General features: G+C 37.1%; 22 protein-coding genes. All 22 read left to right on the forward strand.

Annotated features, from left to right (window positions below):
- Positions 1-2 precede the first annotated feature (2 nt).
- The 22 genes from BMZ99_RS09720 (at position 3) to BMZ99_RS09825 (ending at position 20,406) form a co-directional block, all read left to right on the forward strand.
- The gene (locus BMZ99_RS09720) at positions 3-518 is read left to right on the forward strand and encodes a lytic transglycosylase domain-containing protein (protein WP_090936001.1); all 516 of its coding nucleotides are present in this window, start codon (positions 3-5) and stop codon (positions 516-518) included.
- 42 nt (positions 519-560) lie between these two features.
- Complete coding sequence (locus BMZ99_RS09725) at positions 561-1,178, forward strand: MotE family protein (RefSeq protein ID WP_090936004.1); 618 nt, start codon at positions 561-563, stop codon at positions 1,176-1,178.
- Between the two features lie 40 nt (positions 1,179-1,218).
- Positions 1,219-2,604, forward strand: coding sequence for a flagellar hook-length control protein FliK (locus BMZ99_RS09730; protein ID WP_090936007.1), 1,386 nt, complete (start codon positions 1,219-1,221; stop codon positions 2,602-2,604).
- A gap of 15 nt (positions 2,605-2,619) precedes the next feature.
- Positions 2,620-3,240 (forward strand): flagellar hook capping FlgD N-terminal domain-containing protein, encoded by a 621-nt coding sequence (locus tag BMZ99_RS09735; protein ID WP_090936010.1) that lies wholly within the window; start codon positions 2,620-2,622, stop codon positions 3,238-3,240.
- Positions 3,241-3,264: 24 nt separating this feature from the next.
- A complete protein-coding gene (locus BMZ99_RS09740; RefSeq protein ID WP_090936013.1) occupies positions 3,265-3,666 on the forward strand; it encodes a TIGR02530 family flagellar biosynthesis protein in 402 nt (133 codons plus the stop codon).
- A gap of 82 nt (positions 3,667-3,748) precedes the next feature.
- Positions 3,749-5,563: a flagellar hook protein FlgE gene (locus BMZ99_RS09745; RefSeq protein ID WP_090936016.1), complete on the forward strand. Its 1,815-nt coding sequence runs from the start codon at positions 3,749-3,751 to the stop codon at positions 5,561-5,563.
- Positions 5,564-5,625: 62 nt separating this feature from the next.
- Complete coding sequence (locus tag BMZ99_RS09750; protein ID WP_090936019.1) at positions 5,626-5,820, forward strand: flagellar FlbD family protein; 195 nt, start codon at positions 5,626-5,628, stop codon at positions 5,818-5,820.
- A 163-nt stretch (positions 5,821-5,983) separates the two neighbouring features.
- Positions 5,984-6,463 (forward strand): flagellar basal body-associated FliL family protein, encoded by a 480-nt coding sequence (locus BMZ99_RS09755; RefSeq protein ID WP_090936022.1) that lies wholly within the window; start codon positions 5,984-5,986, stop codon positions 6,461-6,463.
- 58 nt (positions 6,464-6,521) lie between these two features.
- Positions 6,522-7,526 (forward strand): flagellar motor switch protein FliM, encoded by a 1,005-nt coding sequence (fliM, locus tag BMZ99_RS09760; RefSeq protein WP_090936025.1) that lies wholly within the window; start codon positions 6,522-6,524, stop codon positions 7,524-7,526.
- Entirely contained in the window at positions 7,519-8,628 is a 1,110-nt protein-coding gene (fliY, locus tag BMZ99_RS09765; RefSeq protein WP_090936028.1) for a flagellar motor switch phosphatase FliY, read from the forward strand. Before fliM ends, fliY begins: the two co-directional genes overlap by 8 nt.
- 34 nt (positions 8,629-8,662) lie before the next feature.
- The gene (locus BMZ99_RS09770; RefSeq protein WP_090936031.1) at positions 8,663-9,025 is read left to right on the forward strand and encodes a response regulator; all 363 of its coding nucleotides are present in this window, start codon (positions 8,663-8,665) and stop codon (positions 9,023-9,025) included.
- Positions 9,026-9,066: 41 nt separating this feature from the next.
- Entirely contained in the window at positions 9,067-9,600 is a 534-nt protein-coding gene (locus tag BMZ99_RS09775; RefSeq protein ID WP_245754904.1) for a FliO/MopB family protein, read from the forward strand.
- Positions 9,601-10,365, forward strand: coding sequence for a flagellar type III secretion system pore protein FliP (fliP, locus tag BMZ99_RS09780; protein WP_090936037.1), 765 nt, complete (start codon positions 9,601-9,603; stop codon positions 10,363-10,365). It abuts the gene before it with no gap.
- Positions 10,366-10,375: 10 nt separating this feature from the next.
- A complete protein-coding gene (gene fliQ, locus BMZ99_RS09785; protein WP_090936039.1) occupies positions 10,376-10,645 on the forward strand; it encodes a flagellar biosynthesis protein FliQ in 270 nt (89 codons plus the stop codon).
- 18 nt (positions 10,646-10,663) lie between these two features.
- Positions 10,664-11,440, forward strand: coding sequence for a flagellar biosynthetic protein FliR (fliR, locus tag BMZ99_RS09790; protein ID WP_090936042.1), 777 nt, complete (start codon positions 10,664-10,666; stop codon positions 11,438-11,440).
- Positions 11,397-12,539: a flagellar biosynthesis protein FlhB gene (flhB, locus tag BMZ99_RS09795; protein WP_090936045.1), complete on the forward strand. Its 1,143-nt coding sequence runs from the start codon at positions 11,397-11,399 to the stop codon at positions 12,537-12,539. The genes fliR and flhB overlap by 44 nt, the downstream gene beginning before the upstream one ends.
- 19 nt (positions 12,540-12,558) lie before the next feature.
- Positions 12,559-14,631 carry a flagellar biosynthesis protein FlhA gene (gene flhA, locus BMZ99_RS09800; protein ID WP_090936048.1) on the forward strand — a complete coding sequence of 691 codons (2,073 nt, stop codon included), beginning with the start codon at positions 12,559-12,561 and terminating at the stop codon, positions 14,629-14,631.
- Positions 14,632-15,720 (forward strand): flagellar biosynthesis protein FlhF, encoded by a 1,089-nt coding sequence (locus tag BMZ99_RS09805; protein ID WP_090936051.1) that lies wholly within the window; start codon positions 14,632-14,634, stop codon positions 15,718-15,720.
- On the forward strand, positions 15,720-16,607 hold the full coding sequence (locus tag BMZ99_RS09810) for a MinD/ParA family protein (protein WP_090936054.1): 888 nt from the start codon (positions 15,720-15,722) through the stop codon (positions 16,605-16,607). The genes BMZ99_RS09805 and BMZ99_RS09810 overlap by 1 nt, the downstream gene beginning before the upstream one ends.
- A gap of 32 nt (positions 16,608-16,639) precedes the next feature.
- Positions 16,640-17,287 carry a flagellar brake protein gene (locus BMZ99_RS09815; protein WP_090936057.1) on the forward strand — a complete coding sequence of 216 codons (648 nt, stop codon included), beginning with the start codon at positions 16,640-16,642 and terminating at the stop codon, positions 17,285-17,287.
- An 18-nt stretch (positions 17,288-17,305) separates the two neighbouring features.
- Positions 17,306-18,349, forward strand: coding sequence for a protein-glutamate methylesterase/protein-glutamine glutaminase (locus tag BMZ99_RS09820; protein ID WP_090936060.1), 1,044 nt, complete (start codon positions 17,306-17,308; stop codon positions 18,347-18,349).
- A 14-nt stretch (positions 18,350-18,363) separates the two neighbouring features.
- On the forward strand, positions 18,364-20,406 hold the full coding sequence (locus tag BMZ99_RS09825; RefSeq protein ID WP_090936063.1) for a chemotaxis protein CheA: 2,043 nt from the start codon (positions 18,364-18,366) through the stop codon (positions 20,404-20,406).
- Positions 20,407-20,408: the final 2 nt, after the last annotated feature.

Here is a 20,408-nt window from a genome sequence, read left to right on the forward strand (position 1 = left end):
AAATGGAAAGCATAAATAGAGTTTTGCAACGAATCAATACTATTGAGCAGCGATTTAATTATTCTCCAACGAATAAGCATGATTTTTCTACTGTGTTAGCGGGAGTACAATCAAAAGACTCTAGCAATGAAAAAAACTTTGTTTCAGATGATATAAGTAAAATTATTGATTATACAGCTAAAAAATATGGAGTTGACTCTAAGCTGGTTATGGCTGTTGCGAAAGTGGAGTCTAATTTGTCGCCAGACGTAGTTTCGTCGGCCGGTGCAGTAGGTGTAATGCAATTGATGCCTGAAACGGCGCAGGGATTAGGTGTTCGCAATAGTAAAGATCCACGTGACAATATTGATGGTGGTGTTCGTTACCTGAAGCAATTAATTACCTCTTTTGATGGTGATCTAACCAAAGCCGTGGCAGCTTATAATGCAGGGCCCCAAGCAGTAATAAAATACAATGGTATTCCTCCTTATACAGAAACAAAAGATTATGTCGCTAAAGTAATGTCATTGGCAAATTAATGATTTACATAGTTGAAACAGTCTTCAAAGGTAGGTAACAATATGGCAAAAAAAGTGACGCCTGATTCTCAAATAAAAATAAATATGAGTACGCCTGAAAAATCTAAAAAAAAGCTAGGAATAATATTTAAAGTATTAATTGCAATCATAATACTGCTACTCATAGCTGCTGTTGGTTTTGCCCTGGGAGTTTATTTGAATTTAATTGATATGAAAGGCATGACTGAAAAATGGAAGTTAAATGAATACCCAGTGGTTGGACAGTACTTTCCACAGCCTAAAACTAATTTTGAGACTGTTGAATTAGATGAACAAAACCAAGTGGAAACTTCTAATGAGACAAAAATGATACCTTCGCAAGCGGTAGCTCCTATTTTATCTCCTGCTGTGCCGGTAGTTGTAGATGAATCTGAACTACAAAAACAGGCCAAGATCAAACAGCAAGAAGAAGCTAAGCGTATTTCTAAATTGGCAAGATTATATGGTGGGATGAAACCTGACGAGGCTGTTGTGATTTTGAATAAGCTGGATGATCGTTCTGTATTAGCAATTTTAAATAAAATGGAAGATGAACAAGTTTCAAAAATTTTACCATTATTTAGTCCAGAACGCGCTGCAATTCTTACCCAAGCTATGCTTAGCGGCGGAAATTTGAATTAACTTTTAACATATAAACAAGTAGTGAAAGGAGGTGAAAAAAATGGCTGTAACGACAACTGCAAATCCAATAGAGATAAAACCAAGTGCAACCTCACAAGTATCTACGAATAAGAAGAATAATTCTTCCAGTAGCAGTAAATCTGGAGCGGATTTTGGCAAGGTCTTAAATAATCAGTCCGACAAAACGGAGCAAAAAATTGCAAATGACAATAATGATTCTGCTGTGGTTCAATTACTTTCAGAAATGATGGGACTTAATGCACAGATGAATGTTGTGCTAGCACCTACTCAAAGTGATGTTAACTTTACAGAAGAGTTGCCTGTAAACAATACTGAGGGACAAACGGTTAATACCAGTTCGAATCAACTTGCTGAATTAATAGGGAAACCTACTATCCGGTTAGATGTGGCTACTGGTATGAATAGTTCTCAAGCACAATTGGCAGCCTTATTAAAAAAAGAGACAGATGCAAATGTGGCAGTGGACAATAATAATGCTAATCAATTTACATTACAGTTACGAGAGTTATTGCAAAATAAGCAATCGGCAGAACAAGCAAAAGTTAGTGATCAATCTTCAAATAAAGTCAGCGCAACAACTAACAGTGCTTTATTAGAAGCAGTGCCTTCTTTTGTACTTGTCAACAATAACGGAATAGGAAAAACCAATAATGTGTCACAATTTAATAACAAAATGACGGCGCAAAATAAAGCAGGAATAGCAGCAGTAGATATTGCTTCGTTGGTGGATTCTGTTGATGTAAAACCGCTAACTACATCTTCATTGGCAATGAATAATGTTACTCAGCTGGAGAACGTGTGTGAAGAAAGCACTATGTTATTAGGCAGTAATGAACAACTCAGTGTTGAGAGTCCGCTTCCTAATCAAACCACAAATACTTCAGATACTTTTGCGGGTGCCTTAAATCAACAAATAATAAAAAATGAAAGTCAAGTTACTGTTTCCAACGGTAAACAAGTGATTCAACAACCTGTAAAGGATTCTTACCATGTTGCTTCTCAAATTGTTGATCAGGCTCGCTTAATTTCTGGTCAAAAGAATACCGAGATGATTATTCAACTAAAGCCTGAACATTTAGGAGAATTGACTCTTAAGGTAACAGTTGAGAGTGGTGTGGTTAGTGCGAGTTTCCATTCAAATAATAATGAAGTCCGAAATATTATTGAAGCATCCCTCCCGCAATTAAAACAAGAATTATCTAATCAGGGGTTAAAAATCGATAATGTAGATGTGTATGCAGGTTTAGGAGACTTTTTTTCTAATGGGCAACATGAAAATCGACAAAGACCTGAAGTGAAAGTGCAGAATAAAAAGATTGAGGAAGATTTCCTTGATGCTCTAGACGATTCGACTAGTGTAGTAGAATCAAATTTGGAAGGAACTGGTGTAGACTATCGAATATAAAAAGGAGATGATATTATGTCTAATGTAATTACTAGTAATAGTGCAGCCAATACTAGTACAGCTAATAGTGCAACCGCGAAAGCTTCAAATAGTGCTTTAGGAAAAGATGATTTTTTGAAATTACTTGTTACGCAACTTCAATATCAAAATCCGCTGGACCCTATGGATAATACAGCATTTGTTGCCCAGATGGCACAGTTCTCCAGTTTAGAGCAAATGCAAAATTTAAATGCTACGATGACCAATATGCATGCCAGCAATCTGATTGGCAGTACGATCAATTTTTCCAATGACAGTGGCAATTCGATTACAGGTATAGTGGGAGGAACAAGTACATCCTCTGGAGTGACTAGTTTGGTTGTTGGAGTAGATGCTGTACAATATCCAGCATATCTTCCTACCACAACAGGTGACTTGGCGAATTGCGCAGTTAGTTGGACTGATAGCAGCAAAGTATCTCATTCTGGAGTAATTAAGAGCGCAACTGTTGACAGTAATGGAACCGTGCAAATTACCGCAGTAGAAACAGATTCAAGTGGTACAACTACAACAAGTACCTTTGCATCTAAGCAAATTACTAGGTTGGTTGTTCCGACAACGGTTGATCTGAGTAAAGTAACTGAGACTACAAAATAGGTAAGTTAACAGGAGGTTAGAGATATGACTGACAACAGTATATATCGCCTGCAACAGTCTATGACTCCTGTAAGCCCGATTGCTGGAAAGTTAATCAATAATGCAAAAAATAGTCAAGGGAAACAAAATATTGTATCTTTTGATCAAATTTTATCCCAAGAGTTAGCAGGTGTAAAATTTTCTCAGCATGCTCTGCAACGGCTGCAAAGTAGGAATATTAAATTAGGGCAGACAGAGTTGCTTAAATTAAATGAAGCCGTAGAAAAAGCTTCACAGAAAGGTGCAAATGAGTCTTTGGTGTTTATGAGTAATAGTAATCTAGCTTTAGTGGTGAGTGTAAAAAATAAAACAGTGATTACAGTGATGGATGGTGCAAATACCAAAGATAATGTATTTACGAATATTGATAGTGCGGTAATTGTATAAGGCTGGACCTCTAGTGGAGAGCCTTTGACTGTTGATTGATTGATACAGTCAGAAAATATATAAAAAGTGAGGTTGATTTATTATGATGCGTTCTTTGTACGCTGCTGTTTCTGGTTTAAAAGGGAATCAGACCTATATGGATGTCATTGGTAATAATATTGCTAATGTAAATACAACAGGTTTTAAAGCTTCTAACGTTACATTTCAAGATATGCTGAGTCAAACACTCCAGGGAGCCTCTAGTCCTCAAGGTACTCAAGGAGGAACAAATCCTATGCAGATAGGTTTGGGTGTGGGTGTAGGCAGTATTAGCACCAATTTTACTGATGGCAGTACACAGTCAACTGGTATATCAACAAATCTGGCGATTTCAGGTGATGGATTCTTTGTTGTAGGTACCTCTACGAATCAAATGTATACTCGAAGTGGTGATTTTACGACGGATACGCTGGGAAATTTAGTTAATAGTGCAGGATATAGTGTATTAGGCTGGCAAGCTAATGCTTCTGGTGTTGTTGATACTACTCAGCCAATATCAGCATTGCAAATTCCGGTGGGTTCAACAATGCCAGCTAAAGTATCTACTACAATAACCCTTGCGGGTAATTTAAATGCTAGTGCTACAGCGTTAGACCCTGCAGCAGTAGCAGCAGACGCTGCTACTGTAGCAACAGACGCTACGACAGCAGTTACAAATGCAACTAATGCAGTTACAGCAGCAAATGCATTAAAGGCAGCGGCAGATGCAGCAGTTACCGCTAATTCTACGACGGAAACATTAGCTGCTCAAGTCGCAGCGACTGATGCCCTGACTGCAGCAAATGCAGCTAAGGCATCTGCAGATGCAGCTAAAATAGCTGCAGATGCAGCTAAAACAGCAGCGGATGCGTTGGTTGCTGGTACTGGTACTGCAGCAGAAGCTCTAACTGCAGCTAAGGCATCTGCAACAGCTGCAGCAACCGCAAAAACAAAAGCAACAGCAGTAGTAACAGCAACAACTGCAGCAACTGTAGCAGCAAGTACAGCAGAAAGTGCAACAGGTGCTCATCCTACGACAACCGCTGTTGTAACTGCAGCTGGAAGTTTATCTACTGCAGCAAATAGCTCTGTAACCTCCACTACAGCACTTTCTGATGCTTCAAGCACAGCTGTAACTTCAGCAACTGCTGCAGCAGAAAATGATTCAGCTCAACCGATTTCCTATGATTTATATGATACTCAAGGAAATAAATATACATTAACTGGTTCCATTACCAAAACAGGTGTTAATACCTGGACTTTTACTCCATCAGAGGAAATTATAGGTGGTACGGATGGAAAAACTACAGTTGCTCATGTTAGTGGAGGATCGTCTATTATTAAATTTAATGCGGATGGGACCTTTGATACCAGCACAGTATTCAATGCCCTAACCATTGATCCTACTGGAGGTCCATATGAGGGAGCAGGTGCTTTTACAGTGCAGCCTAGCGGCTCAACAATGACTCAAAATGGCAGTGACTCTACGGCGAAAATCAGTAACACGGATGGGTATGCTGCCGGTACCTTAAATGGAAAAACTATCGGTACTGATGGTGTAATTATGGGGAGTTTTACCAATGGAAAAACTCAGGCGATTGGGCAGGTAGCTTTAGCCGTATTTAATAACCCTGATGGTTTACTTTCTGCAGGAGGTAATCTGTATACAAAAACAACCAATTCAGGGGAGGCTCAGATTGGTGCGGCAGGTACAGGAGGACGTGGTAAATTTACTCCTGGCAGTTTGGAAATGTCCAATGTGGATTTAGCACAGCAATTTACAAACATGATCGTTGCACAGCGTGCATTCCAGGCTAATTCTAAAATTATTACTACTGATGATAATATGTTAGAAGAGCTTGTAAACCTTAAACGTTAATGATAAGTAAGGGGGGGCAAAATCCCCCCTTCTACAAAATGTGAATGTATGGAGGCTTTTTTATGATAAAAGTAGCACGTCTTAAATCCCAAGAGGAATTTATATTAAATGCAGAATTGATTGAAACGATCGAAGAAACACCTGATACTGTGATTACTCTTACGAGTGGTAGGAAGTTGATTGTCGAAGAAACTATGGATGAAGTAGTGCGTAAAGTAATGGATTATCGTCGAGCTATTTTTGGTAAGTTTAGATAGAGGTATCTATTATTAAAAATGCTGTCTGTTTATCAAGAATGAAAATTATATGATAAATATTTATTGTCATTTTAATAAGTTAAAAGATAAGTATAAGAGTTTGCAGTTAATTGTGTATTAGCATTAAGTCAACTTATGTATAGTCTAAAATGGGGGTGTAGCAGTGGCTGATGGTCAAAAGAAGTTTCCGATGATGCTTATGGTAGGGATGATTGTGTTTGGTTTATTATTGGCTGGAGGGATTTCTTACTTTATTGCGACTAAAATTGTTGCTGACAAAACGGTGGACAAGAAAAGTTCGCAACGTGAACCGGGTGTTTTTGTAAAATTGGGTGATGCAAAAGATGGGCTGTTGATCAATATTGGTGGTGCAAGTAGTGGGCGTTACTTGAAAATTGGACTTATTGTAGAGCTAAAACCTGACAAAAAGGCTGCTGCTGCAGCTGCCACTGGAAAAATGCCTTCACCAGAAGAAATAAAACTTGCAGATACAGCGGTTTTTGTATTGCGTTCTCTAAAGATCGAAGATTTTGATCCTCTTAAGCAAGAACAGTTAAAGGAACTTTTGAAAAGTGAAATCAATAAAGCCTTTGGTGATGATCGCGTGTATGACGTATATATTACCAATTTTGTTTTGCAGTAGATTTAGATTGTATGCCGTATTATAATATGTAATAGAGTGGTGGAAAGGAGAGAACGTATTGGCAGGTTCAGATGTGTTATCCCAATCTGAAATTGATGATCTGTTATCTGCATTATCTACAGGCGTAGTATCAGCTGAAGAAATAAAAGATGAGCAGAAACAAAAAAAGATTAAAGTCTATGATTTTAAGCGTCCTGATAAATTTTCTAAGGATCAAATTCGTACCTTATATATGCTGCATGAAAATTTTGCGCGTCTTATGAACACTTACCTTTCCGCACATCTTCGGACGCTTGTACATATTGATGTAGCTTCTGTTGATCAATTAACGTATGAAGAATTTATTCGCTCATTGCCCAATCCAAGTGTTATTGGTGTTTTTCAAATGCGCCCTCTAAAAGGGAATGCGATTCTAGAGCTGAATCCAAATGTGATTTTTTCGATTATTGATCGCTTGTTTGGTGGTCCCGGCTTACCGCCTGCTAAAACACGATCATTAACTGATATTGAAGAAGCCATAGTTAAAAGGGTGATAAACAAAACCTTAGAATGCTTTTCAGATGCTTGGAAACAGGTGGTTGCAATTGAACCAAAATTGGAAATTATTGAATCGAATCCTCAATTCACGCAGATTGTACCGCCTAATGATATGGTTGTCATTATTACATTACATGTGAAAATTGGTCAGGTTGAAGGATTGGTTAACATTTGTATTCCGTATCTAGTACTTGAACCCATTATGTCAAAATTGACTACTACTTATTGGGTTGCTTCGTCCGTTGCTAAACAAGCGTTGCCTGAACATATTAATGCAATACAGCGTAAACTGGAAAAAGCTTTTATTCCTCTATATGTAGAATTAGGGAGAACGACAGTTACTGTGCAGGAATTATTAGGTTTAGTAGTGAATGATGTATTGCAGCTGGAGAGCAAAATCGAAAATGACCTGAATGTAATTGTGGGTCAGCGTGAAAAGTTTAGAGGGAAGCCAGGGCTCTCAGGACATAAGGTTGCATTACAAATAACACAAGTAATTTCAGAAGGAGATGAAAATTATGACTGAAGGCTTTCTATCCCAAGACGAGATTGATGCCTTACTCAGGGGAGAAGCTACTTCATCCTCTCCAGCACCTGAGTTATCCGCAATAGAACAAGATGCACTTGGTGAAATTGGTAATATTTCTATGGGAAGTGCGGCAACTACATTGTCTGTATTGCTTGGACGTCGGGTATCGATTACTACACCACGTGTATCTGTATCTAATTTAGAAGAAATAAAGGGACAATACCCTCTGCCATACTTGGTTATTGAAGTCGGATATACACATGGCATCGTTGGAACTAATGTTTTAGCGATTCGCGAACAAGACGCATTAATTATTGCGGATTTGATGATGGGAGGGGATGGGCTCAATCCTCCTACTGAATTAAATGAATTATATATGAGCGCTGTGAGTGAAGCTATGAATCAAATGATGGGTGGCGTCGCAACATCTATGTCAACTATGTTTCGGAAGAAAATCGACATAGCTCCGCCGAATGTAAATTTGATTGATTTTGCAGTTGCTTCTAGCATTACAAATGCGGTTGGATCAGATGACAACATCGTTCGCGTTGCTTTTCGTATGGAAGTGGAAGATCTGATTGATAGTGAAATTATGCAAATATTGCCGATTGATGTATCTAAAGAAATGGTAGACAGTCTTATGAATGCTGTACAGCCACCAGCAGCTGCACCAGTTACAGAATCTCCTAAGGTTGCAGAAACATCGTCTTCGCAAGCACAAACTGCTAAGGCCCAGCAGCAAGTAGCTGCTGCTTCAGTTGCAAAACAGCATATACAACCTGTTAATGTACAACCTGTACAATTTGCTCCTTTGGTGCAAGGTACGATGCCTGTTTCTGATACTAATATTGATCTTATTATGGATGTGCCATTGCAAGTAACGGTAGAACTTGGCAGAACTCGTAAATTAATTCGCGATATTTTGGAATTAGCACCTGGTTCAGTAGTAGAACTGGATAAATTAGCTGGTGAGCCTGTTGATATATTAGTGAATGGGAAGTTAATTGCCAAGGGTGAAGTTGTAGTAATTGACGAAAATTTTGGTGTAAGAATTACGGATATTATAAGTCCATTAGAGCGGACTTATAGTTTACAATAGTATGATAATAGAATAATTAGGAGGAGACAAAAGAATGGCAACTAGAGTATTAATTGTTGACGATGCTGCATTTATGCGTATGATGGTTAAAGATATTTTAAGTAAAAATGGATATGAAATCGTTGGTGAAGCGGAAAATGGGTTAAAGGCATTGGAAAAATATCAAGAATTGAAACCAGATCTTACTACTATGGATATTACAATGCCTGAAATGGATGGTATTACTGCTGTGAAAGAAATTAAAAAAATTGATCCTAATGCAAAAGTCATCATGTGTAGTGCTATGGGGCAGCAAGCAATGGTTGTTGAAGCAATTCAGGCAGGAGCTCGAGATTTTATTGTTAAGCCTTTTCAACCAGACCGAGTATTGGAAGCAGTTCGCAAAGCAGTTGGTTAATAATGTATAAGAGTAAATACCAAATTATTTGGAGGCTCTTAGTGCTTCTTTTTTGCATTGGAATATTTTTAAATGGGCAAGTATATGCGACAGAAACCAATGGCGATTATTTACAATATCAAGAACCTAAGCCTGCGGCTTCTATATCTTGGTTATCTACTGTTTCCTATGTCCTCTCGTTATTAATAACCTTTGCAGCAGTTATTGCCCTTGCATATTTTGCTTCCCGTTTTTTAGGAAAAAAATTGGGAAGCTTATCTGCTAATGGCAGCAGTAGGGTCATTAATACATTATCTTTTGGTGCAAATCGTGCTGTTTATACAGTGGAAATTGCAGGTAAGTATTTGATACTAGGTGTTACAGATCATGCGATTACTGTACTGCAGGAAATAACAAATCCTGAGGAAATTGAAAAAATGCAAGCTGAACAATTGGAACAATTAAGAATACCAATAAAAAATTTCGATACAATTTTTCAAAAGCAGCTTGCTTCTCTGCAAAAATTTTCACAAACTTTTCCTACTGCTTTTGGTGATATGCAGAGTAAACAAAAACATGAAAGTGGGAAGAGGTAAGTGGCTAAAATTCGAAAAGATATGCTCGGTGTTATAGTTTTCATTAGTTTATTTGTTATACCAGTATTGGCAAATGCTGCACCTTTAGTTCCTCTTCCTAGTATCAATGTTGAAGTGGGAGCTGCTAATGATCCTAAAGATGTTGCGCTTAGTTTGCAGATATTACTTACAATGACGGTATTAACGTTAGCGCCGTCGATTTTGATCATGATGACTTCATTCACACGTATAATAGTAGTTTTATCGTTCTTGCGTAGCGCTCTCGGAACACAGCAAATGCCGCCAAATCAAGTTGTGGTTGCCATGGCTTTGTTTCTAACTTTTTTTACAATGTCTCCTTATCTAGAACAATCAAATCAAAATGGATTGCAGCCATATTTGGCCGGAAGTATTACTCAAGATGCTGCGCTGACAGAAGTGTTAAAACCAATGCGTGAGTTTATGTTTAAACAAACGCGGGAAAATGACTTGGCATTATTTGTGAATTTGTCAGAAGGTGTTCGTCCTAATTCTCCCGAAGATGTTCCGACGACTACTTTAATACCATCTTTCATAATTAGTGAACTAAAGACGGCATTTCAAATAGGATTTTTGATTTATATTCCTTTTATAGTGATCGATATGGTGGTTGCAAGTACATTAATGTCTATGGGAATGATGATGTTGCCTCCTGTGATGATCTCTCTGCCATTTAAGTTGTTATTATTTATCTTAGTGGATGGTTGGCACTTGATTATTCTCTCATTAATTAATAGTTTCCACTAAAGGAGGAAGTATGTCAGGTGATTTAGCAATACAAGTTGGTCGTGAAGCATTAACCATGGTAATGCTGATTGCTGCTCCCATGTTAGGATTAGGTTTGTTAGTAGGGATTTTAGTAAGTATTTTTCAAGCTACTACTCAAATTCAAGAACAAACCTTAGTATTTATTCCTAAGATTATAGCAATTTTTATCGCGATATTAGTTTTTGGTCCGTGGATGTTAAGTTTGATGGTTGATTATACTCGTGAGATTTTTATCAACCTCCCTAACATGGTACGTTAACGTAAGGGGTAATTATTTGTGGATTTTTTTTCACTTCTGCAAAATCAAGTAGCTTTTTTCTTGCTAATTTTTGTTCGTATTACGGGTATCTTTATGATGACTCCCATTTTTGGCAGTCGAAACATTCCAGTTAGTATTAAGGCTGGTTTATCACTAATTATTACATATATATTATATCCGATTGTATTTAATGATAGCAGTGCGATACCCAATGAGTTCCTTCCTTACATTTTTATAGTAATAGGAGAACTTATTATCGGATTAACCATAGGTTTTTTAAGTTCGTTGGTGTTTTCTGCTATACAAATGGCAGGACAATTATTGGACACGCAGATTGGATTTGGCGTTATTAATATTATTGACCCTCAATCGGGAAGTCAACTACCTTTAGTTGGTAACTTTAAGTATATGCTGGCGTTGATTATTTTCCTAGCAACAAATGGACATCATGTGTTATTATCTGCTTTGTTTGTCAGTTTTAAGTTAGTCCCAGTTACTGGTGTGGTAGTTAAAGCGGCTCTAGCTAATTTTATAGTTGATATGGTGGGAGGTACCTTTGTTATTGCAATGAAAATCAGTTTGCCTATACTTATTTCGCTGGTAATAACAGATGTAGCTCTTGGTATTTTAGCTCGTACGATGCCGCAAATGAACATATTTGTGGTTGGTGTACCAGGAAAAATTCTTGTCGGTTTATTTGTTTTATCTTTAGCATTACCTTTTTATATATTTTTTTTGGAGATGGCGTTTAATGGGATGTATAAAGATATTTTCCGACTTCTTTCTGCGTTTTAGTAAGGCACAATCATTTTCTAAGAAGGTGCCTTTCGATTTACAGCTGTTTGCCGGAGAGAAAACTGAAGAGGCCACTGCCAAGCGAAAAGGAGAAGCTAGGCAAAAAGGTCAAGTTGCTAAAAGTACAGAAGTCAATTCAGTTTTTATCATTTTAGCAGCATTTTTTACATTGAAACTAATTGGTTCCTATATTTATGATGAACTCTCAAGGTACATGCAACTTAGCTTTTCTAATGTTGCAATGGCTGATATGACGATTAATTCCATTCGAGAAACATTCCTTGGCTTTGCTATCGTCTTTTTAAAGACGGCTTTGCCAGTTATGTGTGTAATATTAATAGTGTCCTTAACGATTAATTTTATTCAAGTTGGCTTTCTATTTTCTTTTGAGCCTCTGATGCCTACATTTAGTAAACTTAATCCTATTTCAGGATTCGGACGTTTATTTTCAAAACGCTCATTAGTGGAACTCGTAAAATCTTTATTGAAAATTATCATTATCGGTTACTTTATTTTTCGGTTTATGAGAAAACAGATTGAGCAGATTCCTAGTTTAGTTAGTGCTGAGCTTATTGATTCATTACATTTAGCAGCATCCTTAATTTTAAGTCTGGTATTTCAAATTAGCGCAGTAATGCTTGTTTTGGCTGCATTTGATTATTTTTACCAATGGTGGGAGCATAAGGAAAGTTTAAAGATGAGTAAGGATGATATTAAACAGGAGTTTAAACAATCGGAAGGTGACCCATTAATTAAAGGGAAAATAAAACAGCGACAGCGAGCAATGTCCATGCAGCGTATGATGCAGGAAGTTCCAAAAGCAGACGTCATCGTAACGAATCCTACTCATTTTGCTGTTGCCTTAAAATATGAAAAATCAATGGCGGCTCCCATTATCGTAGCAAAAGGTCAAGACCTAATTGCACAAAGAATTAAAGAGATTGCCAAAGAAAATAAGGTAATAATTGTTGAGAATAAAGTTTTAGCAAGAGCCTTATATGCAGCAGTAGACATTGGCTATCCTGTACCGCCGGAATTATATCAAGCTGTTGCAGAAGTTTTGGCATATGTTTATAAACTAAAAAAACGCTTGTCCTAAGTTGTAGAAGGAGTAAAATATGGCTACGCAAACATCGCCCTTTCCGGGTTTAAGTAAACTAACTAAATATAGTGATATTATTGTAGCCCTTGGAATTATTACCATTGTTATTATGATGATCATTCCTTTGCCAACATTCTTATTAGATTTATTATTAGCGTTAAATATTTCCTTGGCTCTTGTGATTGTAATGATTGCTGTTTACAATGTTGAACCATTGCAATTTTCGATTTTTCCTTCGTTACTATTGATTACCACCCTATTTCGTTTAGCACTGAATGTATCTTCTACGCGACTTATTTTATTGGATGGTTATGCTGGTGAAGTAATTATGGCATTTGGTAATTTTGTTGTCGGTGGTAATGCCATTGTTGGTTTTATTGTATTTGTAATTTTAATTATTATACAATTTTTGGTAATCACCAAAGGCTCTGAACGTGTTGCCGAAGTTGCTGCCAGATTTACGCTGGATGCAATGCCTGGTAAACAGATGAGCATTGATGCTGACTTAAATTCTGGAGCTATTACTGATAATGAAGCACGGCAGCGTCGGGTTAAGATTCAGCGAGAAGCTGATTTTTATGGTGCGATGGATGGTGCTAGTAAGTTCGTAAAGGGTGATGCGATAGCAGCAATCATTATTATTGTAATTAATATCGTAGGTGGTTTTATTATCGGTATGGTCCAGCGAGATCTAGGTGTGCTAGAAGCTTTACATAGTTATACGTTGTTGACGGTAGGGGAAGGATTAGTGAATCAGATCCCGGCACTTTTAATATCCACAGCAACAGGTATTGTAGTAACAAGAGCTGCATCGGAGTCCAATTTGGGTAAGGATCTCATAGGGCAAATTTTTACGAATCCACGAGTATTTTTTATTGTTGCAGGGGTATTGGCAGTAATGGGCTTTGTTCCGGGTTTGCCTTTAATTCCTTTTATAAGTCTTGGTCTTATTTGTTTTGCTGTTGGTTATATTTTGAAAAAAACAATTCAATATAAACATGTTTCACAAGAAACTGATTTAGAAGAAAAGGAAAATGAAGAAGTTAAAAACCCAGAAAACATTGTATCATTATTGCAAATTGATACAATGGAATTAGAAATTGGGTATAGCTTAATACCAATGGTTGATATTTCCCAAGGAGGGGATTTATTAGACAGGGTAGTTATGATACGTAGACAATGTGCTTTAGAATTAGGACTTATTGTACCAACTATTCGAATCCGTGATAATATTCAATTAAAACCCAATGTATATGTGATAAAACTAAAAGGAATCGAGATTGCGAAAGGCGAATTATTATTAGATCATTATTTAGCGATGAACTCAGGCACTGTTTTTGAAGAGGTAAATGGGATTGAAACTGTAGAGCCAGCTTTTGGTTTACCAGCTTTATGGATTCAAGAGGCGAATCGTGAACAAGCTGAGCTTGCAGGATATACAGTAGTGGATCCCGTATCCGTGTTAGCCACGCATCTAACAGAAGTTATTAAAGCCTATGCCTTTGAAATTTTAGGTCGTCAAGAGGTTCAGACGTTAGTTGATTCTGTAAAACAACATAATCCTGCAGTCGTAGAAGAGTTGACGCCTGCCTTATTATCCATTGGCGATATTCAGAAAGTATTAGGGAAATTATTACATGAAAGAATCTCCATTCGAGATATGGTGACTATCTTTGAAACGTTAGCTGATTACGCACAACTTACCAAAGATACTGATATCTTAACAGAATATGTTCGTCATGCACTCGCTAGGCAAATATCACGGCAGTACGCACAGAATAATATGCTAACCTGCATAACTGTTGATCCGCAGCTAGAAAATCTCATTGCAGGAGCTGTTCAGCGCAATGAAAGCGGCTCTTATGTAGTACTTGAGCCACAACTATTGCAAAATATTATTTCAAGCATATCGAAAGAATTGCCGAAGATAACCAATATTGGATATCAACCTATTATTCTGACCAGCCCTGCAATTAGAACGTATTTTTATAAGTTAGTTGAACGTAGCATACCTAATTTAATTGTTTTGTCGTATGCGGAGTTAGAGACTAAAGTTGATGTACAATCATTAGGGATGGTGAGAGTATAATTGAAAGTTAGAGTGTTTACTGCTGATACTATGCAAAATGCCATCGCTCAGGCGAAAGGTGCTTTAGGGCGTGATGCCATTATTTTACATACAAGGAAATATCGTAAAGGTGGTCTTTGGGGTTTTTTTTCAAAAGAGGAGGTCGAGGTTACAGCAGCTGTGGACACCTCTTTTAGTACCACTATATTACCTAAAAAGGCAGAGCCTTGTGTTGAAGAGGTTTCTCTACAACCTGAGGTTGCTGTAAAATCTGAGCTTGCTACTATGCGTAATTTACTAGAAAAAGTAATATCTAAAATTCCTCAAGGCAGTGAGCATTCCTCTATTCTCGACCTGTTAATGAATAATGATATTGATATAAAGATTGCAGAACGAATTATACATGATTTACCAATTGATTATTCTAAATTTGAAGTTGGTAGTCCGGAATTGAAACAGTTGCTTATTACACAGATTCAAACTTGTTTTAAAAGTGCAGAAGGTATTAAAATACCTGATCAAGGTAGAAAGGTAGTAGCGTTTTTTGGACCAACAGGAGTAGGCAAGACAACTACCATTGCTAAGTTAGCAGCTAAATTTGCGATTCAAGAGGGATATCAAGTTTCATTAATAACTGCTGATACCTATCGCATTTCTGCTGTTGAGCAATTAAAAACGTATTCTGATATTATGGGAATACCTATTCATGTAGTGTATGCCGCTGATGAACTTAAAACAGTACTAGATAGTGATCAGGATAAACAACTGATCTTAATTGATACAGCAGGGAGAAGTCCTCATAACGATGAACAGCTAGATGAATTGAAAAAACTTTTACATATAGATGATGCGATTGAAAAATATTTAGTATTAAGTGCTACTACTAAATATAAGGATGCATTAGATATTGTGGAGAAATTTTCTATATGTATGCCTGATAAAGTTATTTTTACAAAAATTGATGAAACACGAAACATTGGCACTGTTGTAAATCTTTTGTATCAATTCCCAATGTCACTATCATATGTAACAAATGGACAAAATGTTCCCGATGACATAGAGTTAGTTGATATGAATAGATTAACGCCACTGATATTGAGAGACTTGTAATGATGTGGGATCAGGCGGAAAAATTGCGAAAAATGGTGCAAAGTTCATCTGGCAAAAACAGTAGTTCTGTTATAAAAGCAAATCGTACCAACGCAAGGGTCATCACTGTTACTAGTGGTAAAGGTGGTGTTGGTAAAACTAATTTTACAGTAAATTTAGCACTGGCACTGGCTAAATTAGGACAAAGAGTGTTAATTATAGATGCAGATTTAGGAATGGGGAATGTAGATGTAATATTGGGGTGCTCAACACCGTATAATATTCTGCATTTGTTAGAAGGTGGATTTTCTCTAATTGATATTATAACAGATGGTCCTCTGGGAATAAAATTTATGTCAGGTGGGTCTGGGCTTTATAATTTAGCAAATTTAGATGACTTACAACTTACGCGTATTATTAATAAAATTACATTATTAGATGATTTGGCAGATATCATATTGATTGATACTGGTGCAGGCATCAGTAAAAGTGTAATGAATTTTGTGGTAGCTGCTGATGAAGTCATTATTGTAACAACTCCTGAACCAACGGCAATTACAGACGCTTATGCGATGGTGAAAACCTACGTAAATCACTCTGGGGCTTCCGTATTAAAATTAGTGATTAATCGTGTCATGGAGCCTGATGAGGGCAATATTGCAGCCGATAAGCTGATTAAAGTAGCTCTTAAATTTTTGGGATTAACAATCAGCAGTCTTGGTTTTGTTTATGAAGATAGTAATTTAGTTAAGGCTGTAAAAAAGCAAACACCGTTGTTATTGGCATATCCTAATGCTGCATCAGCTCGCTGTATTGAGCAAATAGCCAATCGTTTATTAGATCGGGCTACCAATAAAACTACAGGGGTTAAAGGTTTCTTTAATAAGTTATTAGGATTAATGCGGTGAGTTTGTGTAGTAAGGAGGAAAGACTTATTAGCTTGGAACAGATTGTAAAAGTAAATCAACGCTTGGAAATTATGTTATCCCAAAATAACAATACTCCACGATTTACTAGTCGTATTGAAGAAATTACTTCTAGTGAGATGGTAATTGCCATGCCAATGCAAAAGGGACGTCCTATTTTTTTAGAAAGCGGTCGTGGATTTTATGGCAAAATTATTACTGAGAGTGGCGTTTATATCTTTAAAAGTAAATTTATGAGCAAGAGAATGTATCCTTTACCAGTCTGGATTGTTACAATGCCCTATGAAATTGAAAAGACGCAGCAAAGAGCTTTCGTTCGTTTCGATGTGTCTCAGCCCCTGCAAATAGAGTATTTTTTAGAAGAGGATGCTGAGGAAGCTACTTCTCTTAAGGTAATGACTCGAGACCTTAGTGGTGGCGGATTGCAAGCGATTTGCGAACAATCTATAAAAATAGGGACAAAAGTAACTCTGCGACTGACTCTTCCAGAAGAAGGTGACCTTGAGGTTGATGGTGAAGTTATCCGAGTACAGAAACCACAAGAAGATCGACAATTATTTTGGATTAGTATTAAATTTGTCGATACGCGTAATATTGTGCGAGATAAAATAAGTAGGTTTATATTTAAAAAGCAGTTGGAACATCGTCAAAGAGGTCTCTAACTTACAGGAGGTAGAATGATGATCAAAATATTAATTGTTGATGATTCTGCTTTTATGCGTAAGCTATTATCAGATCTATTTTCTGCTGAGTCAGATTTTTTGGTAGTTGGCACAGCACGAAACGGTAAAGAAGCTGTAGAGAAAGTAAAACAATTTAAACCAGATGTAATTACCATGGATGTCGAAATGCCAATTATGAGTGGATTACAAGCGCTAGAAATTATTATGAAAGAAATACCAACTCCTGTAGTGATGCTTAGTAGTCTGACTAGTGCTGGAGCAAAAGCCACACTGAGTGCTTTAGAGTTAGGTGCAGTTGATTTTGTTGCAAAGACTGCAGGTGTTATTTCTAATATAGCTGGTATTAGTACTGAAATAGTAGCGAAAAGTCGAGCGGCAATTAAAGCAAACGTATCTCAATTAAGTAAAGTAAAGGTAATATTACCATCTATGACGAATCTTCCATTTCAGTCTGTTAAAAAATCCACAAATGAGCCTATTTTAGCAATTGGTACATCTACGGGAGGTCCAAGGGCCCTCCAGGAAATTGTTACTAGATTACCTGGTAACTTGCCTTGCGGGGTAGTCATTGTTCAACATATGCCTCCAGGATTTACTCGATCCTTAGCTGAACGTTTAAACTCTTTATCCTCTTTGACCGTAAAAGAGGCTGAACACAATGATACTATACGTGAGGGATTAGTACTAATAGCCCCTGGTGATCATCATATGAGCATCGAGCGTGAAGGTAATAAAAAAGTTGTGAAATTGAATCAGAGTCCTCCTATTGGTGGGCACCGACCAGCAGTAGATCCTATGATGGAATCGGTTGCCAAGGTTTATGGAGAGAATTCTGTTGGAGTAATTCTTACGGGGATGGGTCATGATGGTGCTAAAGGTATACAGGCTATCAAGCAAAAGGGGGGCTACACTATTGCCGAAGACCAATCTACAGCAGTTGTGTTTGGTATGCCTAAGTCAGCGATTGAGCTCGGTGTGGTTGATAAAGTAGCGCCACTTTCAACTATTGCTGCAGAAATTGTTAAAGCTATTGTCAAATAATTATGGAGGTGGAAATGATGGATACAAATCAGTATATGGGAATGTTCTTAGAAGAATCTCGAGAACATTTACAAACGCTTAATAGTTGTGTATTAGACTTAGAAAATGATCCTGAAAACCTATCTGTACTTAGCGAAATCTTTCGTAGTGCTCATACAATAAAAGGTATGTCAGCTACTATGGGATTTACAACAATTGCAGAATTAACGCATGAGATGGAAAATATATTAGATTTATTACGTAAAGGTCAATTAAAGGCAAGTCATGATATTATTGATACTATTTTTAGATGTGTCGATACTTTAGAGCAACTAGTAGAAAGTGTTGCATCAAATAATGAAAGCTCTATTGATAGCAAGCCGTTGATTACTAAACTTAAAGCCCTGGCTAAGGGAGAGTCTATTTTACCTACTCCTGCAAAAACAGAAGCTGTTAGCATAGCATTAGGAGCGGCTTCAACAATTGAGCTTAGTGATACAGAAATAGCCATTATAAAAAAAGCACGTGATCAAGGTATGCAGGCGTATGAAGTACAAGTTTCTTTGCGAGAAGGTTGTCTTTTAAAGTCTGCCAGATCCTATATGGTTATGAATGCGTTAGATGAAATTGGTGAAGTAATCAAAAGTATTCCAGTAGTAGAAGAATTAGAAAAAGAAAATTTTTCTCTTAGTTTCCAAGTGATTGTGGTATCAGGTAGTGAGGCAGAAAAAATTCAACACACAGTATTATCGATTTCAGAAATTGACCAAGCGATTGTTATACCATGCGTATTGCCTAATGACGCTACAGGAGAAATCGCTGCTCCGAAAGCTATAGAGCCAATGAAAAAAGATGACGAAGCTGAGAAAGCTGGAAACGTTCCTGTACATACGCAAACCACAGTAGAAAAGAAAAATAAAAGTGGTCAATCAGTGCGTGTGGATATTGATAAACTAGATACCTTGTTAAATCTTGTTGGTGAATTAGTAATTAATAAGACCCGACTGGAACAAATTGGTCTTACCCATAAGTTAACTGATCTAGTAGAAACAATTGAACAAATGGATCGTGTAACGACAGATTTACAGGCCGTTGTCATGAAAGTGCGAATGGTTCCTGTGGGACAAGTTTTTAATCGTTTTCCAAGAATGGTTAGAGATTTATCTCGGGATCTTAATAAGGAAATCAACCTTATCATTCAAGGCGAAGAAACAGAGCTTGATCGTACTGTTATTGATGAAATTGGTGATCCTCTTGTTCATTTATTACGTAATTCGATTGATCATGGTATTGAGCATCCAAATGAAAGAGAAGAAAAAGGCAAAAATCCTATTGGTGAAATTCGCCTGATTGCCCGCCACGAAGGTAATAATGTAATTATTATGGTTGAAGATGATGGTAAGGGAATCAATGCTGATATTATTAAACGCAAGGCAGTTGAGAAGGGGCTTATCTTACAAGGTGAAGCTGATGCGATGGATGCCAATGAAGCTGTGCGCTTAGTATTTCTGCCAGGTTTTTCTACAGCCGCTGTTGTTACAGATGTTTCTGGGCGCGGTGTAGGTATGGATGCTGTAAAAAATAAAATTGAATCTCTTGGTGGTATGGTTGATGTTGAGACCAAGGTCAATGAAGGTAGTAAGTTTAAAATTCGGTTGCCACTAACCTTAGCAATTATACAAGCATTATTAGTAAAAGTTTCAGAAGAAATTTATGCAATTCCGTTAGGATCAATTGACAGTACGATCAATATTGTACCTTCTGATATTAAAACAGTGCAAAATAAAGAAGTGATTCTGCTTCGAGGACAAATTATTCCTATAGTACGATTAGCAGATGTGCTTAATATACCAGATTCTGAGACTCAACAACATACGGAAGACGAATTATTTGTAGTTATTGTACATATTGGAGAGCAGCGTGCCGGAATTATTGTTGATAATCTAATAGGACAGCAGGAAATTGTAATAAAATCTTTAGGAAAACTTTTAGCCGGAATTAAAATTATTGCTGGTGCAACTATTTTGGGTAATGGTCAAGTCGCACTTATATTAGATATCGGTTCATTAATCCAATAAGG

Origin of the sequence: Pelosinus propionicus DSM 13327 (genome assembly GCF_900114615.1) — a bacterium.
Classification (GTDB): domain Bacteria; phylum Bacillota; class Negativicutes; order DSM-13327; family DSM-13327; genus Pelosinus; species Pelosinus propionicus.

Bases quoted from the DNA above. Each gene is read 5' to 3' on its own strand.
- fliQ (WP_090936039.1), top strand. From the start codon at position 10,376: ATGTCAGGTGATTTAGCAATACAAGTTGGTCGTGAAGCATTAACCATG.
- BMZ99_RS09825 (WP_090936063.1), top strand. From the start codon at position 18,364: ATGATGGATACAAATCAGTATATGGGAATGTTCTTAGAAGAATCTCGA.
- fliY (WP_090936028.1), top strand. From the start codon at position 7,519: ATGACTGAAGGCTTTCTATCCCAAGACGAGATTGATGCCTTACTCAGG.
- BMZ99_RS09750 (WP_090936019.1), top strand. From the start codon at position 5,626: ATGATAAAAGTAGCACGTCTTAAATCCCAAGAGGAATTTATATTAAAT.
- BMZ99_RS09770 (WP_090936031.1), top strand. From the start codon at position 8,663: ATGGCAACTAGAGTATTAATTGTTGACGATGCTGCATTTATGCGTATG.
- flhA (WP_090936048.1), top strand. From the start codon at position 12,559: ATGGCTACGCAAACATCGCCCTTTCCGGGTTTAAGTAAACTAACTAAA.
- BMZ99_RS09820 (WP_090936060.1), top strand. From the start codon at position 17,306: ATGATCAAAATATTAATTGTTGATGATTCTGCTTTTATGCGTAAGCTA.
- BMZ99_RS09745 (WP_090936016.1), top strand. From the start codon at position 3,749: ATGATGCGTTCTTTGTACGCTGCTGTTTCTGGTTTAAAAGGGAATCAG.
- BMZ99_RS09720 (WP_090936001.1), top strand. From the start codon at position 3: ATGGAAAGCATAAATAGAGTTTTGCAACGAATCAATACTATTGAGCAG.
- BMZ99_RS09735 (WP_090936010.1), top strand. From the start codon at position 2,620: ATGTCTAATGTAATTACTAGTAATAGTGCAGCCAATACTAGTACAGCT.
- BMZ99_RS09740 (WP_090936013.1), top strand. From the start codon at position 3,265: ATGACTGACAACAGTATATATCGCCTGCAACAGTCTATGACTCCTGTA.
- BMZ99_RS09725 (WP_090936004.1), top strand. From the start codon at position 561: ATGGCAAAAAAAGTGACGCCTGATTCTCAAATAAAAATAAATATGAGT.
- flhB (WP_090936045.1), top strand. From the start codon at position 11,397: ATGGGATGTATAAAGATATTTTCCGACTTCTTTCTGCGTTTTAGTAAG.
- BMZ99_RS09810 (WP_090936054.1), top strand. From the start codon at position 15,720: ATGATGTGGGATCAGGCGGAAAAATTGCGAAAAATGGTGCAAAGTTCA.
- BMZ99_RS09730 (WP_090936007.1), top strand. From the start codon at position 1,219: ATGGCTGTAACGACAACTGCAAATCCAATAGAGATAAAACCAAGTGCA.